Below are 21,442 nucleotides of genomic sequence, written 5' to 3' on the forward strand. Positions count from 1 at the left end.
CCATCAGGTCGCTGCCTTTTGTCATTCAAGGGCGCCGGAGTTGATACAGGTGCCCGTCACCAGGAAAGGCACCTGAACATGAATCTGGCGCAGATCGCCACCCCGCCCGCGACGTCCGACCGGCGAATCCGCAGTTTCAGCGCGATTCCCAGCCCGCATGACGTGCTCAGCGAGTTCCCGCTGGGCGCCCGCCGTGCTGAGCGGGTGGCCCGCGACCGCGATGAGGTCGCCGACATCCTGGCCGGTCGCGATGATCGGCTGTTGGTCGTGGTGGGACCCTGCTCGGTGCATGACCCCGCGGCCGCGCTGGACTACGCCAGCCGTCTGGCGAAGGTCGCCGACGAGCTGAAAGATCAGCTCAAGATCGTGATGCGCGTGTACTTCGAGAAGCCTCGCACCACCATCGGCTGGAAGGGCCTGATCAACGATCCCGGCATGGACGGCACCTTCGACGTGGCCCGTGGCTTGCGGATCTCCCGTCAACTGCTGCTCGATATCATCGACATCGGCCTTCCGGTGGGTTGTGAGTTCCTGGAACCGACCAGCCCGCAGTACATCGCCGACGCGGTGGCGTGGGGCGCGATCGGCGCTCGCACCACCGAATCGCAGGTGCACCGCCAGTTGGCGTCGGGACTGTCGATGCCGGTCGGTTTCAAGAACGGCACCGACGGCAACATTCAGGTGGCGGTCGATGGCGTGAAGGCTGCTGCAGCTCAGCACGTCTTCTTCGGCATGGACGACATGGGGCGCGGTGCCTTGGTGACCACGGAGGGCAATGAGGACTGCCATGTGATCCTGCGCGGCGGCACCGACGGGCCGAACTACGGCGGCGATTCAGTGCATGATGCCGCGGCCAAGCTGACGGCGGCCGGATTGCCGGGCCGGGTCGTGATCGACTGCAGCCACGCCAATTCCGGCAAGGACCATGTCCGGCAAGCCGGCGTCGCAGCAGAGGTTGCGCAGCTCGTGCGGGACGGGCTGCCGGTCAGCGGTGTGATGCTGGAGAGCTTCCTCGTCGCCGGGGCGCAGGCGCCCGAGGCGCGGCCACTGACCTACGGCCAGTCGGTCACCGACAAGTGCATGGATTGGGGCACTACGGATCTGGTGCTGCGGGAGCTCGCCAAGCGGGGTTAGTCCCCGGTCGGCTGCGAGTATTTCGCAGAGTTGCGGTCGAACTTGGGCTGTTTGGTGAAGTCGAGTTCGATCAGTACCTCGCCGTGCGGATCATGCGGTGCGCGCATGACCACCACGGCCGTCCCGGGGCGCGGTACCCGCTTCGTGGTGGTGACCATGTTGGCGGTGGCCCGTCGCGCGCCGGATTCGGTGGTGTACTCCACGATCACCCTGAACAGAGGCTGGCTGTCGTTCCACTGCTCGAGGAAGGTGACGTCGCGGAGGGCACCGGGTGATCGCTTGCCGTACTGGCGCATCGCGGCCATCCACGCCTGACGCTTTCGGGTGTACCGGATGCCCGCCCACGCAGCTATCGTGGCGATTCCCGCGCCGACCGAACTTGCGACGCTGGCCAAAGCGATCACCCCGCCGCGGAAACCGCCGACCCACAGCGCCACGATCAACAGCCCGACAGCGACTCCGGCGAACGGGGGGATCGCGGCAATACGGTTCGCTGTGGCTCGCTGACCGAATCTGTCGCGGGCCGCGTCGGCGGTGAGGCCGATGAGCATTGTCGGCAGAAAGGTGTACAGGATGGTGAGAACCCACTGCCACGCCGCCGGCGGGTTGTGCTCACTCACACCGTGAAAGAAAACCGCGGTGCCGATTGCGGACGGCATCCACAGCACAAACGTCACCACAGCGACAAAGCCGAACATCCCCGGCGTGTTGAGGGGCGGCGCGGTGATGCGGTTTCCCTTCTCGCTGACGGAGAAGTGCGGCAGGGTGTCCGCCCAGGTGGGAGCCTCGGTGGGGGTAGTCGTGGTTTCGCAGGTCACGCGCGGCTCCCTTGCAACCGATGGACGAATCCCCACAGTGCCAGCAGGTGGTGCGATAAGAGAGCGGAGACCGCCGATTCTCCGCGATTCTCACGAAATGCTCACAGGTTCAACAGAGTTCAACGTGCTGCGAGGTCAGTCGTCGGACGGGGTCGCCTCGGGTTCAGTAATCCAGGTGCCCGGCATCATCGGGACCGTCGTACCGCTGCCGAACGAATCGTCGGCCAGGGTGGTCAGCCCCGCCGGGTTGGCGACGGTGGCTTTGGCTGCGGTGCCGGTGAATCCGAGATTTCCGGCGCCCTTGTGTGAGGCGGCGGTGGCGGCGTGTTCCTGCGGCAGCGAGGCGGCCCCGTCATCCATGCTCATGTACTCGTAGCGGTAGCCATGCTCTTTGACGTCGGCGCCGCGTCGCTTGCGGCTCTTCGCCTTGCTGCGAGAGGCAGCCGACGCCGCGGCCGTCGCCGACGCCGCGGCGCTGCTCGAGGCATGTGACACATCGGCAGCACTGCTGCGCATCGTCGGGCCGAATCCGAAACCGGGACCGGCGCCGACCGCATAGCCGGCGGTCTCGGCTCCGGTGACCGCCGGGGTGGGGGCCGGCGCCGGTGCAGCGGCGGTGGATGTCGGCGCGGGAGACGTGGGTGCCGGTGCGCTGGCGACGGTGCTCGGGGAGCCGGATATCGGGGCTACCGCGGCCGGTTCGGTGGGCTGATTGACCGCGGCGGGCGCGGGTGCATCGATCGGGATGTTGTAGTTCTGCGCAAGGCCGATGATGCCGAGCAGGCCGAGCATGGCAGGGGACACCGCGCCGATCACCGCGGCATAGAGCGGAGTCCCGAGCAGGGCGAAGACTGCCGAGTACGCACCGAGGAAGAACACGTTGATATATGTCGTGAACAGCAACGACGGGTCGGCAATGATCTCGGCGAGGATCTGGGGAATCCTCCAAGGCTCCAGGATCAACTCCTTGAGTTGCACATACATCCCGTGGAAATGCTCGGAGTTCTCGGCGAGCCATTTCTCGATGGGATCTTCGAAGGTCAGGGCAAGGCCCGACTCCATTGCCCGCGCCTGCGCCGACGTCTGCATCAAAGTGACTGCCGCCGAGCTTGTTTCGCCGACGCCGGGTGCGAGAACCATCGGTGCGGGGGTGGACTGCGGCGCCGTTGTCAACGCTACTTCGGAGGTCGCCTGGTAGACCGTCATCGTGGTTGCGGCCTGGATCCACATCCGCATGTAGTCCGCCTCGTTGACCGCGATGGGGATGGTGTTGATGCCGAAGAAGTTGGTCGACACCAGGACACCGAGAGTGGTGCGGTTGGCCGCGAGCTCGGCAAGAGTCGGCATAGCCGCCAGGGCTGCGCTGTAGGACGCCGCCGCGGTCTCGATTTGAGCTGCTACGCCGGCACTGGATGCGCTCGTCTGCGCCAGCCACGCCAGGTAGGGCACATGTGCTGCGGTGTACCGTTCGGCGCTCGGCCCCTCCCACGCGCCGGCCTGCACTGTCCCCAGCACGGTGCTGAGTTCAGCTGCGGCCGAAGCATATTCGGTACTGAGCGAGCTCCAGGCGCCTGCGGCCGCCAGGAGCGGTCCGGGGCCCGGCCCGCTGCTGAGCAGGGTCGAATGCACCTCGGGCGGCAGGGCCATCCATACCGGTGCGGTCATCCCCGTCTCCTCTCGATAGATTCCTAGACTGACTCAGCAAAGTGTGGTTAGCATAAGCTAACTTACCGAAATTTGCGGGTGCGTTGTTTTCTACGCCGATGTGGATCTGCTCAGCGACGGTATGCAGGCAGGTTGTCGGTGAGTTCGTCGAACAATGCCTGGTTCAGGCCGAACGCCACTTTCACCTCATCGACCACGCGGTCGATCTCGTCGCCGTCGAGGCCCAGTCCGTCGAGGCGGGCGCGGTAGGCGTCCTTGTAGGGCTTGGCCCGTACCGGAAAGTCGTAAATCGCCAGGCCGGCGCCCGCGAGGCCGAACGTGCGGTCGAGTATGCGACCGATGGCCTGGCCGCCGGAGAGGTCGCCAAGGTAGCGGGTGTAGTGGTGGGCGAGAAGCGCGCCGCCCCACGTCGCCCCGGTGATCCGGGCGCAGTAGTCATGTGCCGCAGGGGAATTCAGCTCGCGCGCGGAGCTGGGCGCCCAGTGATCGAGGTCGGCGTCGATGGCGGCCAAGCGCTCCAGCTCCGGGTCGTACACGACGGCGACCACCGGGTCGTCCCGGCGCGCGCGCACGGCATCCTCCAATGCGCGATACACCGCGCGCAACCGCACGAGGTAATCGGCGTAGCCCTCGGCGTTGACCCGCCCGGCGAGCAGTTCCGACATGAACGACGACTGCTCGGCGGCGGCGTGCTCGGTTCTCGAGTCCTCTCGCATTGCGACGGACAAGGCTCGGATGGCCTGGGGGACAGCGGCGGCGCTCAACGGCATGCTTGGCTCCATGTGGTTTGACGACAGGTTGTCAACATGATGCCGACAACCTGTCAGAAAATCTAACACCGCCGCGCCGGTCGTGGGGTCCTACGGTTTGGCACCCAGCGCACGCAGGACGAATCGTTCGATCGCCGCCACCGGGAGGTGGCGTGGCGCGAGACACGCATGAATCAACGACATGGTCGCGGCCTCGTCCTCGACGACGAATTGCCGTACGGCCACACCGTCGCTCAAGATCTCCCGCAACACGTCTTCGACCACCACCACGTGCTCACGGATCGCCAGCATCGTGCCCTCCGACAGGGCGCCGTACAGCTGCATTCCCAGCCCCATGTGGAACTGCTGACCGGCGTCGAGTTGATGCCGGATATAGACCGCGAGGCGGCTGACCGGATCGCCGGCTTCGGCCAACGCAGCCCGCAGCCCATCCAGATAGCGACTCGTCTCGTGGGATGCGAACGCGACTACGACCGCTTCCTTGTCGGCGAAGTGGTGATAAATCGCGGTTCGCCCGATGCCGGCGACCGCAGCGAGCTTTGCCATCGTGATCGCGTCGAAGCTGTGGTCGGACATCAGCGTGGCGAAGGCGTCGAAGACCCGCTGTTGGACCTGCTCGCGGTGCTCCTCGACGGACGAAGCGCTGATCCTGGGCACGCCCGACTCTACCGCTGCCTTGGTATGCCGCTTGTACCGGCGCGCACCTTGTCGCGGTGCCCGTACGTCACCGAGAAATGAGGTAGTCGACTACCCCATCCGAGCGTGCTCGGCGGACTCGAAAATGTCCCCACAAGCGTAATGCCGACTGGCACCGGCCTCATGAAGGGAACACACATGTTCCGACTTTCGCGGTTCGCAATGACCCTGATCGCGTATAGCGGTCTTAGCCTGGCCGGCTTAGGCCTGGCTGCTGGTGCGGCCCAGGCGGCACCGCCTTCCGGGCCCTACACGTGGTGCCCGGGGGACGACCCTGGTGGCGGGCCCGGTGGCCCGTTCAATTCCCCAGGTCCACCGAATTGGGACTGGAATGTCTGCCACACCTTCTACACCGTGAACTGGGGCCAGGGGAACGTTTCCCTGACCATCTGGGACGGCCCGAACCCTCCACCCGACAACCGCGGCCCCATCTTGGGCTGCTCCCTCCTCGACACCAGGGGTTGTCGCTAGACCCGCCATGGAAGTGATTGCAGCAGAAGGATTCTCGCCAAGATGTCGGTAGTTCGCGCTCAGGGGGATTCCGTCATCCGGCGAGCTTCCGATTCAGTCCGCTTGATGAACTCCGCCATCAGCGCTGCTGCCCGTGCCGCGTGCGTCTCCAAGAGGAAGTGTCCGCCGTCGAGGACATGAGCTTCCATTCGCGGCAGAGCCTGCATCCACGACAGGGTTTCGGCGATGTCGAAGAAGGCATCATGACGGCCCCAGACCATCAACGCCGGCGGCTGCCGGGACTCGAGATAGTCCGCGATTTCATCGAACCGTGCCACGTGGTTGGCGTAGTCAGCGACCAGCGCCCGCTGGGTGTCCATCCGCCCCGGCAGGTTCATCACCCGCCAATCCTGCGCCCAAACGTTCGGGTCGATCCGGGCGGCCACTTCCGGCGGGACTCCGGCAATGTATTGGTCGCGAATCCCCTCGAACGTCAGATGCGCGGTGGCCGCAGCCTCGTTCTGCGGCGTGGGCTGCGAATAGTAGGCGAGGGTGTCGTTCCACCCCGGCCCGAATCCTGTCCTGTGCGCATTCGCGTTCTGGATGATCAGACCGGAGACGAGCTCGGGTGCGCTCATGGCGATTTCAAGGCCGACGGGCGCCCCGTAATCATGCAGATAGACGTAGCGCGGCCCGACGGAATAGCGGTCGAGCATCTCGGAAATCACAGCGCTCATCGCCGAGAAGGACGGAGAAGGCAGCACATCGGAGTGGCCGAAGCCGGGGAGGTCGGGCGCGATCACGTGAACCGTCTCCGCGAGAACCGGAATGATTTTTCGGAAGGTTCGCGCGGAACTCGGGAATCCGTGAAGGAGGAGCAAGGCTGGATTTGTGGGATCGCCCGCCGTCGTGACGGCGAGTTCCGTTCCATCCGACAGACGTAATCGTTGTTGAGTCGCTGGGTGCATAGACCGGTCCAGGGATTCGGTGGCTAGAGCAGAATCTATGAACAGGCTACCGGTGGGCGGTGCCCCGCCACGGCTCTGAACTGCAAAAATAATGGTGCGCGATACTGGGATTGAACCAGTGACCTCTTCCGTGTCAGGGAAGCGCTCTCCCGCTGAGCTAATCGCGCCGGTCGAAAACATGCTTGGAGGTGGAGACGGGAATCGAACCCGTGTGCACGGCTTTGCAGGCCGTTGCCTCACCACTCGGCCACTCCACCGCTGGGGTTGATGCCATTGCACCTTCGAGCGGATGACGGGATTCGAACCCGCGACCCTCACCTTGGCAAGGTGATGCGCTACCAACTGCGCTACATCCGCGCGCCACGGGCGAGATCGTCGCCCGTCGCGAAGCAGAACATTAGTCCACCGAGGTACAGGGACACAAATCCCCATGACGGGAGGGGAACGGGCGGCCAAAAACGGCGTTTGAGGACCCGGGCCAGCCGGTCGCAGGGATGGCAATTCTGGCCGCCGGGTCAACCGTGCTAGTCTTCGACGTCGTTCCCCGGTCTCGTAGCTCAGTGGGAGAGCGTCCGCCTCACACGCGGAAGGTCGCTGGTTCGAAACCAGCCGGGACCACCATCAGACAAGACGGCTTCGGAGTCATCCGGGGCCGTTTTTTCGTGGCCGGACACACAGTTCGTGGTGACCGCGGGTTGTCGGTCGGATTCGGTAGGGTCCTCCGACGTGACTCAGAACGTCAGTGCCGTGAAGTCCGTAACCGCCCGCCTGGCTGAAGAACTCGCTGTGGGCGAGGGGCAGGTGATTGCTACCGTCCGGCTGCTCGACGAGGGCTCGACCGTTCCGTTCATCGCCCGGTACCGCAAGGAGGTCACGGGCAGCCTCGACGACGGTCAACTGCGCACGCTGGAGGAGCGTCTCGGCTATCTGCGTGAGCTCGACCAGCGTCGTAACGCGGTCCTGGCCTCCATCGAGGAGCAGGGCAAGCTGACCGACGAGCTGCGCGCCGCGCTGATGGCGGCGGAGACGAAGTCGAGGGTCGAAGATATATACCTGCCGTACAAGCCGAAGCGGCGGACCAAGGCGCAGATCGCCCGTGAGGCAGGCCTGGAGCCCTTGGCCGACCGGCTGCTGGCCGATCCGACCGTGGTTCCCGACGAGGCGGCCGGGAAGTTCCTCAACGACGACGTCGCCGACGCGGCCGCAGCGTTGGAGGGCGCGCGGCACATCATCATCGAGCGGGTCTCCGAGGACGCCGAACTGGTCGGTGCCACCCGGGAGAAGTTCTGGGCCGACGGCGCCCTGCGCACCGCACCGTTGTCAGATGAGGCTGCGAAAAGCCCAGCCGCACAGAAGTTCCGCGACTACTTCGAGTTCTCCGAGCCTCTGGAGAACATGCCGTCACACCGGGTGCTCGCCGTCCTGCGCGGCGAGAAGGAAGAGGCGCTGTCACTCACCTTCGACGGCGGTGACGACGAGGCGTATCAGGCCATGATCGCCCAGTCCCTCGGTGTCGATATGACCTCGAAAGCCCCCGCGACACCATGGCTGGCCATGACCGTCCGGTTGGCGTGGCGCGCCAAGCTGATGATCTCCGCCTCGGTCGACGCCCGCATCCGGCTGCGCCAACGCGCCGAGGAAGACGCGGTGGCGGTGTTCGCTCGCAACCTCAAAGATCTGCTCCTGGCCGCGCCGGCCGGTACCCGCACCACCCTCGGGTTGGACCCGGGCTTCCGCACCGGGGTCAAGGTGGCCGTCGTCGACGCCACCGGCAAGGTCGTCGACACCTGCGCGATCTTCCCGCACCAGCCGCAGAAGCAATGGGATCAGGCCAAGGCGACGCTGGCGGCGCTGGTCGCGCGGCACAATGTCGAGTTGATCGCCGTCGGCAACGGCACGGCGTCCCGCGAGACCGACGCGCTCGCCGCCGAACTCATCGCCGACATCCGAACGGCGGGGGCCAAGGCCCCGGTCAAAGCCATGGTCAGCGAGGCGGGCGCGTCAGTGTACTCGGCCTCCGAGTACGCCTCGCACGAGTTGCCCGACCTCGACGTGACGCTGCGCGGCGCGGTCTCGATCGCACGACGGCTGCAGGATCCGCTGGCCGAACTGGTGAAGATCGACCCGAAGTCGATCGGGGTTGGGCAGTACCAGCACGACGTGACGCCGGGCTCGCTGGCCCGCAGCCTCAACGCCGTGGTCGAGGACGCCGTGAACGCGGTCGGCGTCGACCTCAACACGGCGTCGGTGCCGCTGCTCGCTCGCGTCTCCGGGGTCACCGAATCGTTGGCCGAGGCCATCGTCGCGCACCGCGAGAGCTCCGGCGCCTTCCGCAGCCGCAAGGCCCTGTTGAAGGTTCCCCGGCTGGGCCCCAAGGCATTCGAGCAATGCGCAGGCTTCCTGCGGATTCGGGGCGGGGAGGATCCGCTCGATGCTTCCGGTGTCCACCCCGAGTCATATCCCGTGGTCCGGCGCATCCTGGATCGCTCGAACGTCACCCTGGCCGAACTCATCGGCGACGAGCGGGCGTTGCGGTCGCTCAAGCCCGCCGACTTCGCCGACGACCAGTTCGGCATCCCCACCGTGACCGACATCCTCGCCGAGCTCGAGAAGCCGGGACGCGATCCGCGGCCTGCGTTCTCGACGGCCACGTTCGCCGCCGGTGTCGAGAAGGTCGGTGACCTGAAACCCGGCATGGTGCTCGAAGGCGTGGTGACCAACGTCGCGGCCTTCGGCGCATTCGTCGACGTGGGCGTGCACCAGGACGGCCTCGTGCACGTCTCGGCGATGGCCGATCGGTTTGTGTCCGACCCGCACGAGGTCGTGAAGTCCGGTCAGGTGGTCCGAGTGAAGGTCCTCGAGGTAGACGTGGACCGCCAACGGATCGGGCTGACCCTGCGTCTCAATGACGACCCGCAAGCCGGCAAGCGCCAGGACCGCGGGAACAGCCCAAAGCGTGACGGCGGAAACCAGGGCAAGGGAGATCGGCGAAACCAGAATCGCCCCAAGAACTCCGGCCGTCGGGAATCCAGCCAGCCCACCGGGTCGATGGCCGACGCACTACGTAACGCCGGCTTCGGGAAGTAGCCGTCTACGGGGTGGGCTCCGGGGCGCGATCGCGGTTACGCCAGGACCGGTAGCCGTGGTGCGCGGCGAACGCCCCGATCACGGCGGTCACGCACCACACCCCGATCGCCGTGTACGCCAGCGGTGCTGACAGATCGCCGATCGATGCGCCGAGTGCGGTGTAGACGAATGCGCGCGGCACCGACCCGATGAAGGCGCCGACGGCCATCTGCCACAACGGAACCCCGAACGCGCCGAAGGCGTACGAGGCGAGCGCGTCGGAGATGCCCGGGACGAACCGTTGTCCGACGACGGCCCACAGCCCGCCCCGTTCGATCTGACGGTCAAGCCGGTCGGCGCGTTCCGTCCCGAGCAGAGCCCGGGCGCTGTCTCGGCCCGCCCGACGGCCGATGAGGCTGGCGATCGTCGCCGTCCCGACCGTCGCACCCAGCGTGACGAAAGTCCCCAGAACCGGGCCGAACAACACGCCGCTGCCTGCGGCCAGCAGCGGCCCGGGCACGAACAGCGCACCCAGGCAGGCCGACACCACCACGTAAGCCGCCGGTGCCGCAGGCCCCGTGGCCGCGACCGCGCCGCGGATCTCCTCGACATCGACGACGCCTGCAACGGCGACCAGGTAGAACAACCCGAGCAGAAATGCCGCGAACACCGCGAGCCGCACGATGTGGGGCCGTCGGCTGGGAGAACCGTCGCTTTCACTCATATTGCCGACGATTGTCCCGTAGCTCCCGCGCACGTCCGAATCGAACCTTGAGGCCATCAGCGCCAGTCGCGGAACGCGTCAAGCAACCGAGCCCGGAATGCCGGGTCCAGATCGTCAGCAGCAACCCGTCCGAGGGTGGCGGCGGTGGCCCGCAGTTGCTGCAGATAGTTCTCGCAGCCGTCGCATTCGAGCAGGTGGGCGTCGAAGCGTGCTCTGGTGTCCAGATCGAGCGAACCCTCGAGGTAGGCCGTCACCAATTCGACCAGCTCGTTGCAGGCCATCGACTCAATTCCCGAGTTCACGCTGTCTCCTTCAGATAGTCCTCAAGCACCTGCCGCACCGTTGCCCGGCCCCGGTGCAGCAGCACCCGCTGATTGGCGGCGGTGATGTCGAGTAGTTCGCAGACCTCGGCGGAGTCGAAACCGAGCACATCGCGCAGGGTCACCACATCGCGTTGCCGGGCCGGAAGTTTGTCGAGTTGGCGGCGGACGACGCCGATCAGTTCGTCGCTGAGGACCGAGCCTTCCGGGGTATCGGGAAACGGTGCAGGCGCCTCCTGCTCCTTCCAATGCCCCGGCCATTCGTCGCCGGACTCCCGGAACCGGGCCGGGTCCACCGTGCCGCCCGTGGCCGCTAAGACCTGCAGGTCGGTGTTGCGTCGCTCCCGCACCCCGCGGGCCTTGGCGATATTGATCATGATCGTGAAAAGCCAAGTGCGTAGCGATGATCGGCCCTCGAACTTGTCGATGCCCTTCAGCAGTGCGATCCAGGTTTCCTGGACGACGTCTTCGGCCATCTCGTAGGTTGATACATACCCTCGAGCGACCCGGAGCATGGCAGGCGCGTGGCGGTCGACGAGACCGGCGAAGGCTGCCTCGTCACCTGCGCGCAGCGCAGCGACGAGGACGGCTTCATCTTGCGCCGAGGTGCTCATCCGGCTGAATCGTAACGGTTCAAGTATTTTTCGACCGGCGGGCGGCCAACGCATCGGCCAGGGTCCAAACCGAAATTCCCAGTAGCGGCACATCTTTGATGAGGAACAGGCCCGTTGCCGACAGCATCGGAAAACCGCCTGCGGCGTCATCGCCTATGCCGGGGGTGCTGAACAAGAAGGTGGTGGTGGCGATGAACAGGCCGATGGCCAGCACGCTGCCGATCGCCGACGCCCGCGGCAGCCACGGCTTGACGGCCAGCAGCACGGCGGCCGAGACTTCGAACACCCCGAGCAGCGTCGAGAACATGGTCACCGAGAAGATCCCGTACAGCCAACTCATCAGCGGACTGTTCGCCACCAACGGTTCAATCGCGTGTGCCTCGTACGCGGTGAACTTCATCAATCCGATCCACCCGATCACCAGCACGAGTCCGTACCGCATCAGGACCGCGCCTACAGACCTGGCGGTGGATTCGACGTGGAGGTCACGTGTCGTGAGCGACTTGTGAGTGATGCTCATCAGCGCCACATCCTTACTGAGTTCGTACCAATGGTTACCGAACTCAGTGCATGCTGGGCGGTCAGGCGTTACACGTGCGGTGTGGCCAGGCCGAGATGGTCGCGCAGGGTGGTTCCCTCGTAGTCGGCACGGAACACGCCACGCTCCTGCAGCAGCGGCACCACCTTGTCCACGAACGGGTCCAGACCGCCCGGCGTCACGTGCGGGACCAGGATGAACCCGTCGCTGGCGTCGGCCTGCACCAGGTGATTGATCGACTCGGCGACGGTGCTCGCTGACCCGATGAAGTTCTGCCGCCCGGTCACCTCGACGATCAGCTCACGGGTGGTCAGCTTCTCCGCCTCGGCCTTGGCCCGCCAATCGTTGGCGACGGCGATCGGGTCGCGGTGCATCCGCACACTGGCCCGGCCCCGCGCGATGGTGTTCTCACCGACGATCGGATCCACCGAGGGCAGCGGGCCGTCGGGGTCGTGGTCGGACAGGTCGCGGTTCCACAGCTGTTCGAGGAACTTGATGGCCGTCGCCGGTGACACCTGCGCCAGCCGGACATCGTGGGCGATGTCGGCGGCGTCGGCGTCGGTGTCGCCGAGCACGAACGTCGCGGCCGGCAGTATCAGCAGTTGGTCGTGACGGCGGCCGTACTTCGCGAGCCGTCCTTTGACGTCGTTGTAGAACGCTTGGCCGGCCCGCAGTGTGCTGTGCCGGGAGAAGATCGCGTCGGCTGCGCGGGCCGCGAAGTCGCGGCCTTGGTCGGAGTCGCCGGCCTGGAAGATCACCGGTCGGCCCTGCGGACTACGGGGGACGTTGAACTGGCCGGCGATGTCGAAATGGGCGTCGGCATAGGAGAATTTGCCCGCGCCTGGGTCGGACAGGAATACCCCGCGGTCTTTGTCGGCGACGATCTCGTCGCCGTGCCAGGAGTCGAACAGGGTGTGGGAGGCGGCGAGGAAGCTCTCGGCGCGTCCGTAGCGCTGGTCCTCGGCGAGGAAGCCGCCGCGACGGAAGTTCTCTCCAGTGAAGGCATCCCAGGACGTGACGACGTTCCAGGCGGCGCGGCCATCGGAGAGGTGGTCGAGAGAGGCGAATTGCCGTGCCACTTCGTAGGGTTCGTTGAACGTCGAGTTGATGGTCCCGGCGAGGCCGAGGCGGTCGGTCACTGCGGCCAGGGCGGCCAGCACAGTGAAGGTGTCGGGCCGTCCGACGACGTCGAGGTCGTAGATCTGACCGTTCTGCTCACGCAGGCGCAGTCCCTCGGCGAGGAACAGAAAGTCGAATTTGCCGCGCTCGGCGGTCTGCGCGAAGTGGACGAACGACGCGAATTCGATGTGGCTGCCCGAGGCCGGGTCGCTCCACACCGTGGTGTTGTTGACGCCGGGGAAATGTGCGGCGAGGTGAATTTGCTTGACGGGCTTGCTCATCGGGATTCCTGGGCGGTGGCGTACCGGTTGGTGGGGCGCGGCAGGCCGAGGAGCCCGCGCAGGGTGGTGGCCTCGTAGGTGTTGGGGAACGCCTGGCGGCGCTGCAGTTCGGGCACGAGTGCGTCGGTGATCTGGAGCAGATCGTGGGGGAGTGTGGCGGGCCGCAGCCGGAAACCCGACGCGCCGCCGGCCTGCCACTCTTGCAGCAGGTCGGCCAGATCTGTGGGAGTGCCGACGAAAACCTCGGCATCACTGCGGTATTCACGGCCGAGCCGGTTGTCGAGACGCTGCTTGCGGGTCTCGGCCGCGGCGACCGTGTCGCCGAGGAAAACCACCAGATCGACGAATACCTGTACGGGGGCGGCGATTTCGCCGGTGATGGCCGTGGTCTCGGCGGCACTGTGCGGGGTGATGAAGCCGATGTCTGCGCTTCCGGCGATCAAGCGGTAGGCGGTATCGACGTGCCCGAGAGCAGCAACGATCGGCTGGCCCTGCGGCGGCCGTGGGGTGATCGACGGGCCCTTGACCGAGAACTGAGCGCCCTCAAAGTCTATGTAATGCAGTTTGTTTCGGTCGATGAACCGTCCGGTGGCGACATCGCGGATCTCGGCGTCGTCCTCCCAGCTGTCCCACAGCCGCCGCAGTACCTCCACGTAGTCGGCAGCTTCGTCGAACAGCTGTTGAGTCAGGGCGCGGGAGTCCGCGGGGAAATCCCGTCGACCGAAATGCGCCGCCGCATCGCGCCGCGACGACACCTGGACCCGGATCCCGGCGCGGCCGGAGCTCACATAGTCGAGGGTGGCGATGGCTTTCGACAGGTGAAACGGCTCGGTGTGGGTGACGATCGCCGTGGGGATCAAGCCGATATGACGGGTACGGGGCGCCACGCGGGCGGCGATCAGCACCGCGTCCAGCCGGCCACGCGCCCGGTCCGTCCGGTCGTCGGCCCGCCACGGGCGGTCAGATTGCAGCGTGAATCCGTCCTCGAAGGTGATGAAGTCCAGGAGCCCGCGTTCAGCCTGCACGGCCAGATCAGTCCAGTAGCCGGGTTTGAGCAGGTCGGCCGGCCGGGCGTCGAGCTCACGCCAGGAAGCCGGATGCCAGCCCGTGCCGTCGAGTGCGACGGCCAGGTGGAGGTGTGCAGGTGCAACTGACACAGCCGTTTCTCACTTTCGTGCGTGGTCTCAGCGGCAACGTGTGCGCTTCTGTGCTCATTCCCACCGCGCGCGGCCGGCGGATATCAGTGTCACGCGTTACCCTGCGTGTTCAAGAGATCAACGCACGGCGATTCGGTCGACGGCGTCGTGGTGTGCTGACGCGGCGGCGCTCGACGCATTCCTCACCGCACCGTACTGGCCTTGCTCCGGCTCGTACGACAGACCGCATCCACGACCATTGCCTCTCGGCAGCGGGCGGAATACATTGCTGCACAGAATGGTAACGAACTCGGCGCAGTTTTCGGGTAACCCGCCCCGGTGAAGGCCTTGATCCTCAGCCATGGCACCCGTGGTGATGTCCAGCCGTATGCCGCGTTGGCCTACGCCCTGCGGGAGGCTGGGCACGAGACCCTGCTGGCCGCACCGAATGCCTCGGCGTCGCTCGCCGAGCCGTACGGCATCGCATTCGCTCCGCTGTCGGACGACATGAACACCGGCATGGACGATCCGAGAGTCCGGGAGGCCATCGAGACGAACTATCGCGGCCTGCGAGGCAAGCTCACCGCCATGCGGTTGATACGGCAGGCGAGAGCGGAGCTCCGGAAGCTGTACGACGAGATGACCGCGGTGGCCACAACCGACGTCGACGTCGTCGTCCATGCGATCAACTCGCCCATGCAACACCTCGCCGAGAAACTGGGCGTTCCCTCTGTGGCGGTCGGCCTGCAACCGGGTTGGGTACCCACCGCGTCGTTCCCGAGTCCGCTCGTTCCGTTTCAGATCCCGAAGGCGTTCAATCGCGCGAGTTATCAGTTGAACAAACCGATCTTGCGGGCACTCGTCGGCGCCGGTGGGCGCTGGCGTGAGGAGACGCTCGGGCTGCCCCGCCGTCGGCACCAGAACGACGCTCTGCGTACCCCGGACGGCCGGCCGGCCACGGTGCTGCAAGCGTTCAGCAGACATGTGCTGCCCACGCCATTGGAATACCCGAGCGGGACCTATACCACCGGTTACTGGTTCCTCCCGGCCGCGCACGACTGGACTCCGCCGACGTCGTTGTGCAGGTTCCTGGACGCCGGCGAGCCTCCGGTCTACGTCGGGTTCGGCAGCATGGCTGGTACTCAGCCGGATCGAGTCGGGCGCGCCGTCATCGAAGCTGCCCGACTCGCCGGGGTCCGCGTCGTTCTCGTCACGGGGTGGGGCGGCATCGACGCCGACAGCGACGCCGGCCGGATCCTCGTTCTGGACCAGGCACCGCACGACTGGCTTTTTCCCAGGGTTGCGGCCGTCGTCCACCACGGTGGCGGCGGTACGACCGGCGCGGCTCTGGCCTCGGGCCGGCCACAGGTTGTGTGCCCGTTCATCGCCGACCAGCCGTACTGGGCCCGCCGAATGCAGGCCGTCGGCGTAGCTCCTGAGCCGATTCGGCAGCGCCACCTCTCCGCCGACGCCCTGGCGGCAGCCCTCCGTCGGGCGGTAACCGACCGGGCGATGGCCAACCGGGCCGCCGAACTCGGCGCGAAGATTCGCGCGGAGAACGGTGTCGGCAATGCCGTCACACTGATAGAACGCTCGATCACCACGTGACCAGCCCTGGCACCACGCCGCTTACATCGCGAATCTGGAAGCTACGTTCACACCGCTCTTCAAAGTCATTCTCGACAACCGGGATTCGTTGTTCGGCGGCTCCGACCGGCGTGTCGCCTCGCTGATGACGTGGCATTTCGTGGAGGAGATCGAGCACCGCAGTTCGGGCCTCATCTTGTACCGGCACCTCAGCCCCGACCCGTGGTACCGCGTCCGGAACGTCCGGAAGACCTTCCAGCACATCGGTGAAGTGGCTGCAGCTATCGCGCGCACCGTCGACGAGGTCGTACCGTTCGAGGCGCGAGGTACGTCGGCAGAGGAATTGATGTCGATCGGCATGATCGTCGACGAATTCAAGTACCGCGGCCCGGGCGGCCGGGGAGGCAAGGTGCGGCGCGGCGGTCCGGCAACGCTGTTCGACGCGGTGCCCACCGGCGACCTCGCGAAGATGGTGTGGCGACTTGCGTTGTCCCAGATGCCCAATCACAACCCAACTGACCAGCCACTGCCGGCGTGGGCCGACACCTGGATGGCGGAGTACGAGCGGGGCACCGATATGACGGCGTTCGCGCCGCGATGAGACTGTTGCCTGGTCCGGGGTGCGCGACGAGCGGGCGGGTAGCTTCGTACCCGTGGACAAGCCGGTTGCCGTCGTCACAGGAGCGAGTCGCGGCGCAGGCCGCGGGATAGCCGCGGCGCTGATTGCGTGCGGTTGGCAGGTGTATGTCACCGGCAGAACGGTCACCGACCCGGGTGATGGAGCCATCCCCGTACGTGTTGACCATTCTGACGACGCAGCCGTGGCCGCGCTGTTCCGCCGGGTCGCCGACGAAGCCGGCCGGCTCGATCTGTTGGTCAACAATGCCGCCGCGGTCCATGACGACCTGGTCAATCCGAAACCGTTCTGGGAGAAGCCGATTGAGCTGGCCGATGTCCTCGACGTCGGTTTGCGTTCGGCCTATGTGGCGTCATGGCATGCCGCGCCTCTGCTGCTGGCCAACGAAAAGGGCCTGATCGCGTTCACGTCGTCACCCGGGTCGGTGTGTTATATGCACGGGCCGGCGTACGGCGCTCAAAAGGCAGGGGTGGACAAACTGGCCGCCGATATGGCCGTCGACTTCCGTGACACCGGGGTGTCCACCGTGTCGATCTGGATGGGCATCCTGCTGACCGAGAAACTGCGGGCCGCGTTCACCGGACATCCAGACGCTCTCGCCGAAACCGCCAAACACGCCGAAACCCCGGAATTCACCGGGCATCTGATCAACGCGCTGTACCACGATCCAAACCTCCCCGAGCTGTCCGGGCACACCGTCATCGGTGCTGAGCTCGCAAGCCGCTACGGCATCACCGACGAGGGTGGACGAATCCCGCCGTCACACCGGGAGATGCTGGGCGCACCACGCGAGCCCAGTGCGACCGTGGTGCGCTAGTCACCGGCGAAAGCCGGTGTGGCTGCGGATCAACGGCAGTGTCGCCAATGTGGCGAATCCCGGCTCGGCCTCGCACACCTCCGGCACCGCGTTGAGCACCTGCATCGCGGTCGCGACATTGGCCGACCGGACATGCTCGGCCATGGTGGCCTCGCGGGTGAAACTGGCCAGGCTGAAGAAGTGTGTCTGCATCGACGGGTCACCTTCGATGGTCAGCGTCCAGCCGTGCCGGGGCCGCGGCCAGTGATCGGGATACTCGTTGCCGACGGTCCACAGTGTCTCGATCTCGATGAGCGGCTCGCCGTCGCGCACTCCCACCCAGTTCCATCGCTGCCCGGCCGTGGTTCCGGCCTGCAGCACGCGATCGAAGATCTGATGGTCGGCCCGGGCGGTGACGGCGTCCACCGAGGACGTCACTTCGTCGATGTCCGCGCCGAGCGCATCGGCCAGTAGCCACACCTGCTCGGTGAACAGCTCGTTGTTGAACGCCAGGAACTCGGTGGCGTCGACCCTGATGTCCTCGACCGGCTGCCCAAACGACATGTTGTCAAACGTGATCGAGGTGCTGTCGTAATCCGACCAGTCGGCCCGTTCCTGCAGGGTGATCTTGTCGATGGTGCGGCTCATCCCGGACAGCACCAGGGGCAGAGCACCCGACAGATTGCCCGGGTTGATCCCGCTGCCGTGTACCGTCGTCGCACCCGCCTCACAGGCCGCCATCAGCCGGTTCCGGTCCGCCTCCGGGAGCCGCTGCGGGTGGAACAGGAACGCCGTCGTCACGACGTTCTTGCCGCTGGACAGAAGCGCGCACACGTCGTCCAAGCTGGTGATGCGCGGCGTGTAGATGACGCAGTCGGCCTCGGTGGCCATGATCGCGTCGACGTCGGTGGTGGCTTTGACGCCGACCGGTGCCCGGCCCAGCAGTTCGCCTGCGTCCACGCCGTCCTTGGCATCGGAGTACACGCGCACCCCGACGAGCTCCAGATCAGGGCGGTCATCGACGGTCGCCGCCAGCGTCTCCACGCCCACCGCGCCGGTGCCCCACTGAATCACCCGGTATGCCATACGTTTCCGCCTCCGATGTCGCCGCATTGCGATAGTTCGACACGCTAGCCAATTCGCCCACCCCGCGGTGGGGATCGCGACGATTACCTCCCAAGTAATCGAACGTGCAGCATCAAGGCGGGCATACTGGCGCGGTGACCGATAGCGCGGCAAAGCCCCCGATTCTGTTCCTGCACGGTGTGTTCGGCAGTCCCGCACTCTTGCAGCCATGGCTCGGATTCTTCGAAACGGCCGGCTATCAATGTCATGCTCCGACGTTGCCCGGTCGTGATCCCGCTGACGACGCGGTACTGGCCCGCACCGGCATCCAGGACTGCTACGAGGTGGCACTGGCCGCCTACGACGCGCTGCCCGAACCGCCCGTGGTGATCGGACACAGCATGGGCGGACTGCTGACGCAGAAGATCGCGGCGGCACGCACCCCACGCGCCGCGGTACTGCTGGCCTCGATCCCGCCCGGCACGTTGTGGCCGCAGCTACGCGCCTTGCCCCACCTGTTCCCGCTGCTACCGAAGATCCTGGCCGGAAAGCCGTTTCTGCCGTCGCCCAGAACGATGCGGGAAGTCCCGTTGAGCACGTTGCCTGCCGCCGAACAGAACGAACTGATCCCGCGACTGGTGCGGGATTCCGGTCGGGTGTTCCGGGAGATGTCGATGGGCGCGCCGGTGACCAAGGTCGACGCGCGCGCCGTCACCTGTCCGGTGCTATGCGTGAGCGCGGGCGAGGATCGCAATGTGGCGCAATGGATTTCGAGGCGTATCGCGGCCCGCTACCACGCCGAGCATCAGGTCCATCCGGAGAAGCCACACTGGATCATCGCGCAGTCCGCGCTCGACGAAGTGGCCCCGCCAGTCCTGGCGTGGCTGCAACGGGTCGTGAGCTGAGCGGCCCGAAGCCGGTCTCGTACCGGTAACGCGCGGCGGCGTAACGTCGAAAATATGGGTATGAACCGGATGACAATTGCTGTCGCTGCCGGCGCCGTCACCTTGAGTGCATTGTTCGTCGGCGCCACCGCCGCAGCAGGTACCGCCGACGCCGATCCGTGGAAGTGCGAATCCTGCGGGTTCCCGTTCCCGAAGATTCCGGGTCCGGGGGATATCCCGCACTGGGGTGGTGGACCAGGGTGGGGCAACATGGTGCCCTGGGGACATCTGCCGGAGGGCTGGCACTAACCGTACGGTGACCGGCGCGGCCGACGCGCGGGATACGGTAGGGATATGACAGGCCACGAGCTACTCGTGGGCCGCTACGAGCTGCGCCGCGTGCTGGGCTATGGCGGAATGGCCGAAGTCCGTGACGGCTGGGACCACCGCCTGGATCGCGCCGTCGCGGTGAAGTTGATGCATCGGGCGGTTGCCGCGCAGCCCGACACGCGGCGACGCTTCGAGAGCGAGGCGCGGGCGGCGGCCAAGTTGTCGCATCCCAACATCGTTGCGGTGCACGATTTCGGTGAGCACGAGGGCACACCCTTCATCGTGATGGAGCGCCTGCCCGGCCAGACCTTGGCTGATGTGATCGCCGAGGGCCCACTGCCGCAGGAGCGGGTACGGCCTGTGCTCAACGATGTGCTGGCTGCGCTGGCCGCTGCACACGCTGCCGGTGTGCTCCATCGCGACATCAAGCCGGGAAACATCCTCCTCACACCCAGCAGGAGTATGAAAGTCGCCGATTTCGGCATCGCCAAAACCGCTGGTGACGTGCAGACAATGGCGGGCCAGGTGCTGGGAACCATGGCCTACATGAGTCCCGAGCGCATCGCGGGCGCGCCCGCATCCGTCAGCGACGACCTGTACGCCGTTGGCGTGATGGGCTACGAAGCACTGCTGGGGGGCCGGGCGTTTCCGCAAGAAACACCCGGTGCACTGGCCCGCGCGATCATGGACGCCCCACCCCCGCCGCTGAGCGCGGTGCGCCCCGATGTGGACCCTGTCCTGGCCGGCGTGATCGACCGCGCCATGGCCCGCGATCCTGTTCATCGGTTCGGCAGCGCCGAGGATATGCGGTCGGCACTTGCCGGATATCCCATCCCAGCAGTCGTCGGCCCGGCTGTTCTCGGCGGACCACCCCGGCCGGCCACCAAGGTGTTCACCCACTCTGCGATAGCCCCGGCTGCCACCTACTTCGTCCCATCGGCACCGCGACACAGACTCGCCGGCCCGACCCGCAAGTTTCTGCTCGCGGCCGCGATCGTCGTGGCCTTCACCGTCGCGGTTCTGGCCGTCGCCATGGACCCGTCTTCCAAGACCCAGGTGCCCGACCCCGTGAGCACCAGTACCTCGGTGCCGACCCCGACCACCACCGCGCCGCCGGTCGTCCCGGTGGTCGAGGAGCCCGAGGAGAAGAAGGACAAAGAGAAGAAGGACGAAAAGAAAAAGGACAAGGAAGAGGACGAGGGCCGCGGCAACGGCAACGAAGGCAACAGGGGCCACGGTCAAGGAAACGGCAAGGGCGACAAGGACAAGCGCGAATGATGCGCCCTCAGCGCAGAATCAACGCGCCGACCGCTAGACCGCCTTCAGATATCGCTGGGTGACGGCACGCTGCGCCAACCGGGTGATCGGGCCACCCAACCTGCTCCACCACGTCGCCGGCCGGGAGAACGCCGCCACCTCGGCATGCACCGTGTCGCTGGCGGGGTCGTACCGCACCGAGAACAGTTCCTCACCCGACTCCGGATGGCCCGGCAAGGTTCCGTAGGCGAAGCCGCGCCGGTCGGGTTCGTCGAGCACGTACACCACCCGGCACGGCGCCGGGATGGGGCCGAGCCGGACAAGAAGTTCGGTGCCGATCGCCGCGACCTCGCTGGTCGCCTGTACCCGCAGGCCCGCACCTCGCTGCATGCCCCAGCGCAGGACCGCATCACCGGCTCCTTTGAATCGGTCCCGGCCGGTTCCGATCACCGCCGAGGCCCGCGCGTGGTGATAGCCGGCAGGCAGTTCCCCGGCTGTCGCGCCCACCTCCGGATACGTCAACGGCAGCGCCGCGAGATCACTCAGTTTCACGCCCACCACCATGGCATTTCCATCATCGTCGGCAA

The 21,442-nt window shown here is 66.3% G+C and carries 21 protein-coding genes and 4 tRNA genes; 9 read left to right on the forward strand and 16 right to left on the reverse strand.

Going from position 1 to position 21,442, the window contains the following annotated elements; translation table 11 throughout:
- Positions 1-78: 78 nt before the first annotated feature.
- Positions 79-1,134: a 3-deoxy-7-phosphoheptulonate synthase gene (locus ABQF30_RS08525; protein ID WP_448462345.1), complete on the forward strand. Its 1,056-nt coding sequence runs from the start codon at positions 79-81 to the stop codon at positions 1,132-1,134.
- On the opposite strand, the gene ABQF30_RS08530 is transcribed toward ABQF30_RS08525, so the two are convergent.
- The 8 genes from ABQF30_RS08530 to ABQF30_RS08565 form a co-directional block, all read right to left on the reverse strand.
- On the reverse strand, positions 1,131-1,952 hold the full coding sequence (locus tag ABQF30_RS08530) for a hypothetical protein (protein ID WP_448462346.1): 822 nt from the start codon (positions 1,950-1,952) through the stop codon (positions 1,131-1,133). The two genes, ABQF30_RS08525 and ABQF30_RS08530, sit on opposite strands and share 4 nt — an antisense overlap.
- 135 nt (positions 1,953-2,087) lie before the next feature.
- Entirely contained in the window at positions 2,088-3,617 is a 1,530-nt protein-coding gene (locus tag ABQF30_RS08535; RefSeq protein WP_448462347.1) for a PPE family protein, read from the reverse strand.
- Positions 3,618-3,727: 110 nt separating this feature from the next.
- Complete coding sequence (locus tag ABQF30_RS08540; protein WP_448462348.1) at positions 3,728-4,387, reverse strand: biliverdin-producing heme oxygenase; 660 nt, start codon at positions 4,385-4,387, stop codon at positions 3,728-3,730.
- A 90-nt stretch (positions 4,388-4,477) separates the two neighbouring features.
- Positions 4,478-5,044, reverse strand: coding sequence for a TetR/AcrR family transcriptional regulator (locus ABQF30_RS08545; RefSeq protein WP_448462349.1), 567 nt, complete (start codon positions 5,042-5,044; stop codon positions 4,478-4,480).
- 569 nt (positions 5,045-5,613) lie between these two features.
- Positions 5,614-6,501 (reverse strand): alpha/beta fold hydrolase, encoded by an 888-nt coding sequence (locus tag ABQF30_RS08550; protein ID WP_448462350.1) that lies wholly within the window; start codon positions 6,499-6,501, stop codon positions 5,614-5,616.
- Positions 6,502-6,593: 92 nt separating this feature from the next.
- Positions 6,594-6,668, reverse strand: a tRNA-Val gene (locus ABQF30_RS08555).
- 16 nt (positions 6,669-6,684) lie between these two features.
- Positions 6,685-6,758, reverse strand: a tRNA-Cys gene (locus ABQF30_RS08560).
- Between the two features lie 27 nt (positions 6,759-6,785).
- Positions 6,786-6,858: transfer RNA gene (locus ABQF30_RS08565), tRNA-Gly, on the reverse strand.
- 189 nt (positions 6,859-7,047) lie between these two features.
- On the opposite strand from ABQF30_RS08565, the gene ABQF30_RS08570 reads away from it, so the two are divergent.
- Positions 7,048-7,122, forward strand: a tRNA-Val gene (locus ABQF30_RS08570).
- A 105-nt stretch (positions 7,123-7,227) separates the two neighbouring features.
- Positions 7,228-9,588 (forward strand): Tex family protein, encoded by a 2,361-nt coding sequence (locus tag ABQF30_RS08575; protein WP_448462351.1) that lies wholly within the window; start codon positions 7,228-7,230, stop codon positions 9,586-9,588.
- 4 nt (positions 9,589-9,592) lie between these two features.
- Here ABQF30_RS08575 and ABQF30_RS08580 read toward each other — a convergent pair whose 3' ends face one another.
- From ABQF30_RS08580 to ABQF30_RS08605, 6 genes are all read right to left on the reverse strand, one after another.
- Entirely contained in the window at positions 9,593-10,291 is a 699-nt protein-coding gene (locus ABQF30_RS08580) for a TVP38/TMEM64 family protein (RefSeq protein WP_448462352.1), read from the reverse strand.
- 56 nt (positions 10,292-10,347) lie between these two features.
- Entirely contained in the window at positions 10,348-10,572 is a 225-nt protein-coding gene (locus tag ABQF30_RS08585) for an anti-sigma factor family protein (protein ID WP_448463544.1), read from the reverse strand.
- Positions 10,573-10,589: 17 nt separating this feature from the next.
- Positions 10,590-11,225: an RNA polymerase sigma factor gene (locus ABQF30_RS08590; protein WP_448462353.1), complete on the reverse strand. Its 636-nt coding sequence runs from the start codon at positions 11,223-11,225 to the stop codon at positions 10,590-10,592.
- Between the two features lie 19 nt (positions 11,226-11,244).
- Positions 11,245-11,745: a YkgB family protein gene (locus tag ABQF30_RS08595; RefSeq protein ID WP_448462354.1), complete on the reverse strand. Its 501-nt coding sequence runs from the start codon at positions 11,743-11,745 to the stop codon at positions 11,245-11,247.
- A 68-nt stretch (positions 11,746-11,813) separates the two neighbouring features.
- Complete coding sequence (locus tag ABQF30_RS08600; RefSeq protein ID WP_448462355.1) at positions 11,814-13,163, reverse strand: NtaA/DmoA family FMN-dependent monooxygenase; 1,350 nt, start codon at positions 13,161-13,163, stop codon at positions 11,814-11,816.
- Complete coding sequence (locus tag ABQF30_RS08605; protein WP_448462356.1) at positions 13,160-14,320, reverse strand: LLM class flavin-dependent oxidoreductase; 1,161 nt, start codon at positions 14,318-14,320, stop codon at positions 13,160-13,162. Before ABQF30_RS08605 ends, ABQF30_RS08600 begins: the two co-directional genes overlap by 4 nt.
- Before the next feature lie 318 nt (positions 14,321-14,638).
- On the opposite strand from ABQF30_RS08605, the gene ABQF30_RS08610 reads away from it, so the two are divergent.
- The 3 genes from ABQF30_RS08610 (at position 14,639) to ABQF30_RS08620 (ending at position 17,340) form a co-directional block, all read left to right on the forward strand.
- Entirely contained in the window at positions 14,639-15,907 is a 1,269-nt protein-coding gene (locus ABQF30_RS08610; protein ID WP_448462357.1) for a glycosyltransferase, read from the forward strand.
- Between the two features lie 67 nt (positions 15,908-15,974).
- Positions 15,975-16,487, forward strand: coding sequence for a hypothetical protein (locus ABQF30_RS08615; RefSeq protein ID WP_448463546.1), 513 nt, complete (start codon positions 15,975-15,977; stop codon positions 16,485-16,487).
- 52 nt (positions 16,488-16,539) lie between these two features.
- A complete protein-coding gene (locus tag ABQF30_RS08620; RefSeq protein ID WP_448462358.1) occupies positions 16,540-17,340 on the forward strand; it encodes an SDR family NAD(P)-dependent oxidoreductase in 801 nt (266 codons plus the stop codon).
- Here the strand turns inward: ABQF30_RS08620 and ABQF30_RS08625 are convergent, their stop codons facing one another.
- Positions 17,341-18,405, reverse strand: a complete 1,065-nt coding sequence (locus ABQF30_RS08625) for an NAD(P)H-dependent amine dehydrogenase family protein (RefSeq protein ID WP_448462359.1) — start codon at positions 18,403-18,405, stop codon at positions 17,341-17,343. It lies immediately after the preceding gene.
- A 134-nt stretch (positions 18,406-18,539) separates the two neighbouring features.
- Between ABQF30_RS08625 and ABQF30_RS08630 the strand changes: the two genes are divergently transcribed.
- The 3 genes from ABQF30_RS08630 to ABQF30_RS08640 are packed head-to-tail and all read left to right on the forward strand — an operon-like array spanning position 18,540 to position 20,876.
- Positions 18,540-19,289: an alpha/beta hydrolase gene (locus tag ABQF30_RS08630; protein WP_448462360.1), complete on the forward strand. Its 750-nt coding sequence runs from the start codon at positions 18,540-18,542 to the stop codon at positions 19,287-19,289.
- 60 nt (positions 19,290-19,349) lie between these two features.
- Positions 19,350-19,577 (forward strand): hypothetical protein, encoded by a 228-nt coding sequence (locus ABQF30_RS08635; protein ID WP_448462361.1) that lies wholly within the window; start codon positions 19,350-19,352, stop codon positions 19,575-19,577.
- Positions 19,578-19,622: 45 nt separating this feature from the next.
- The gene (locus ABQF30_RS08640; protein WP_448462362.1) at positions 19,623-20,876 is read left to right on the forward strand and encodes a serine/threonine-protein kinase; all 1,254 of its coding nucleotides are present in this window, start codon (positions 19,623-19,625) and stop codon (positions 20,874-20,876) included.
- Positions 20,877-20,909: 33 nt separating this feature from the next.
- Here the strand turns inward: ABQF30_RS08640 and ABQF30_RS08645 are convergent, their stop codons facing one another.
- On the reverse strand, positions 20,910-21,407 hold the full coding sequence (locus tag ABQF30_RS08645) for a DUF1990 domain-containing protein (RefSeq protein WP_448462363.1): 498 nt from the start codon (positions 21,405-21,407) through the stop codon (positions 20,910-20,912).
- Positions 21,408-21,442: the final 35 nt, after the last annotated feature.

The organism is Mycolicibacterium sp. XJ870 (assembly GCF_053483975.1).

Excerpts from the sequence above, each read along its gene's own strand:
- ABQF30_RS08635 (WP_448462361.1), top strand. The coding sequence starts at position 19,350 with ATGAACCGGATGACAATTGCTGTCGCTGCCGGCGCCGTCACCTTGAGT.
- ABQF30_RS08640 (WP_448462362.1), top strand. The coding sequence starts at position 19,623 with ATGACAGGCCACGAGCTACTCGTGGGCCGCTACGAGCTGCGCCGCGTG.
- ABQF30_RS08580 (WP_448462352.1), bottom strand. The coding sequence starts at position 10,291 with ATGAGTGAAAGCGACGGTTCTCCCAGCCGACGGCCCCACATCGTGCGG.
- ABQF30_RS08625 (WP_448462359.1), bottom strand. The coding sequence starts at position 18,405 with ATGGCATACCGGGTGATTCAGTGGGGCACCGGCGCGGTGGGCGTGGAG.
- ABQF30_RS08525 (WP_448462345.1), top strand. The coding sequence starts at position 79 with ATGAATCTGGCGCAGATCGCCACCCCGCCCGCGACGTCCGACCGGCGA.
- ABQF30_RS08540 (WP_448462348.1), bottom strand. The coding sequence starts at position 4,387 with ATGCCGTTGAGCGCCGCCGCTGTCCCCCAGGCCATCCGAGCCTTGTCC.
- ABQF30_RS08600 (WP_448462355.1), bottom strand. The coding sequence starts at position 13,163 with ATGAGCAAGCCCGTCAAGCAAATTCACCTCGCCGCACATTTCCCCGGC.
- ABQF30_RS08595 (WP_448462354.1), bottom strand. The coding sequence starts at position 11,745 with ATGAGCATCACTCACAAGTCGCTCACGACACGTGACCTCCACGTCGAA.
- ABQF30_RS08550 (WP_448462350.1), bottom strand. The coding sequence starts at position 6,501 with ATGCACCCAGCGACTCAACAACGATTACGTCTGTCGGATGGAACGGAA.
- ABQF30_RS08585 (WP_448463544.1), bottom strand. The coding sequence starts at position 10,572 with ATGGCCTGCAACGAGCTGGTCGAATTGGTGACGGCCTACCTCGAGGGT.
- ABQF30_RS08590 (WP_448462353.1), bottom strand. The coding sequence starts at position 11,225 with ATGAGCACCTCGGCGCAAGATGAAGCCGTCCTCGTCGCTGCGCTGCGC.
- ABQF30_RS08535 (WP_448462347.1), bottom strand. The coding sequence starts at position 3,617 with ATGACCGCACCGGTATGGATGGCCCTGCCGCCCGAGGTGCATTCGACC.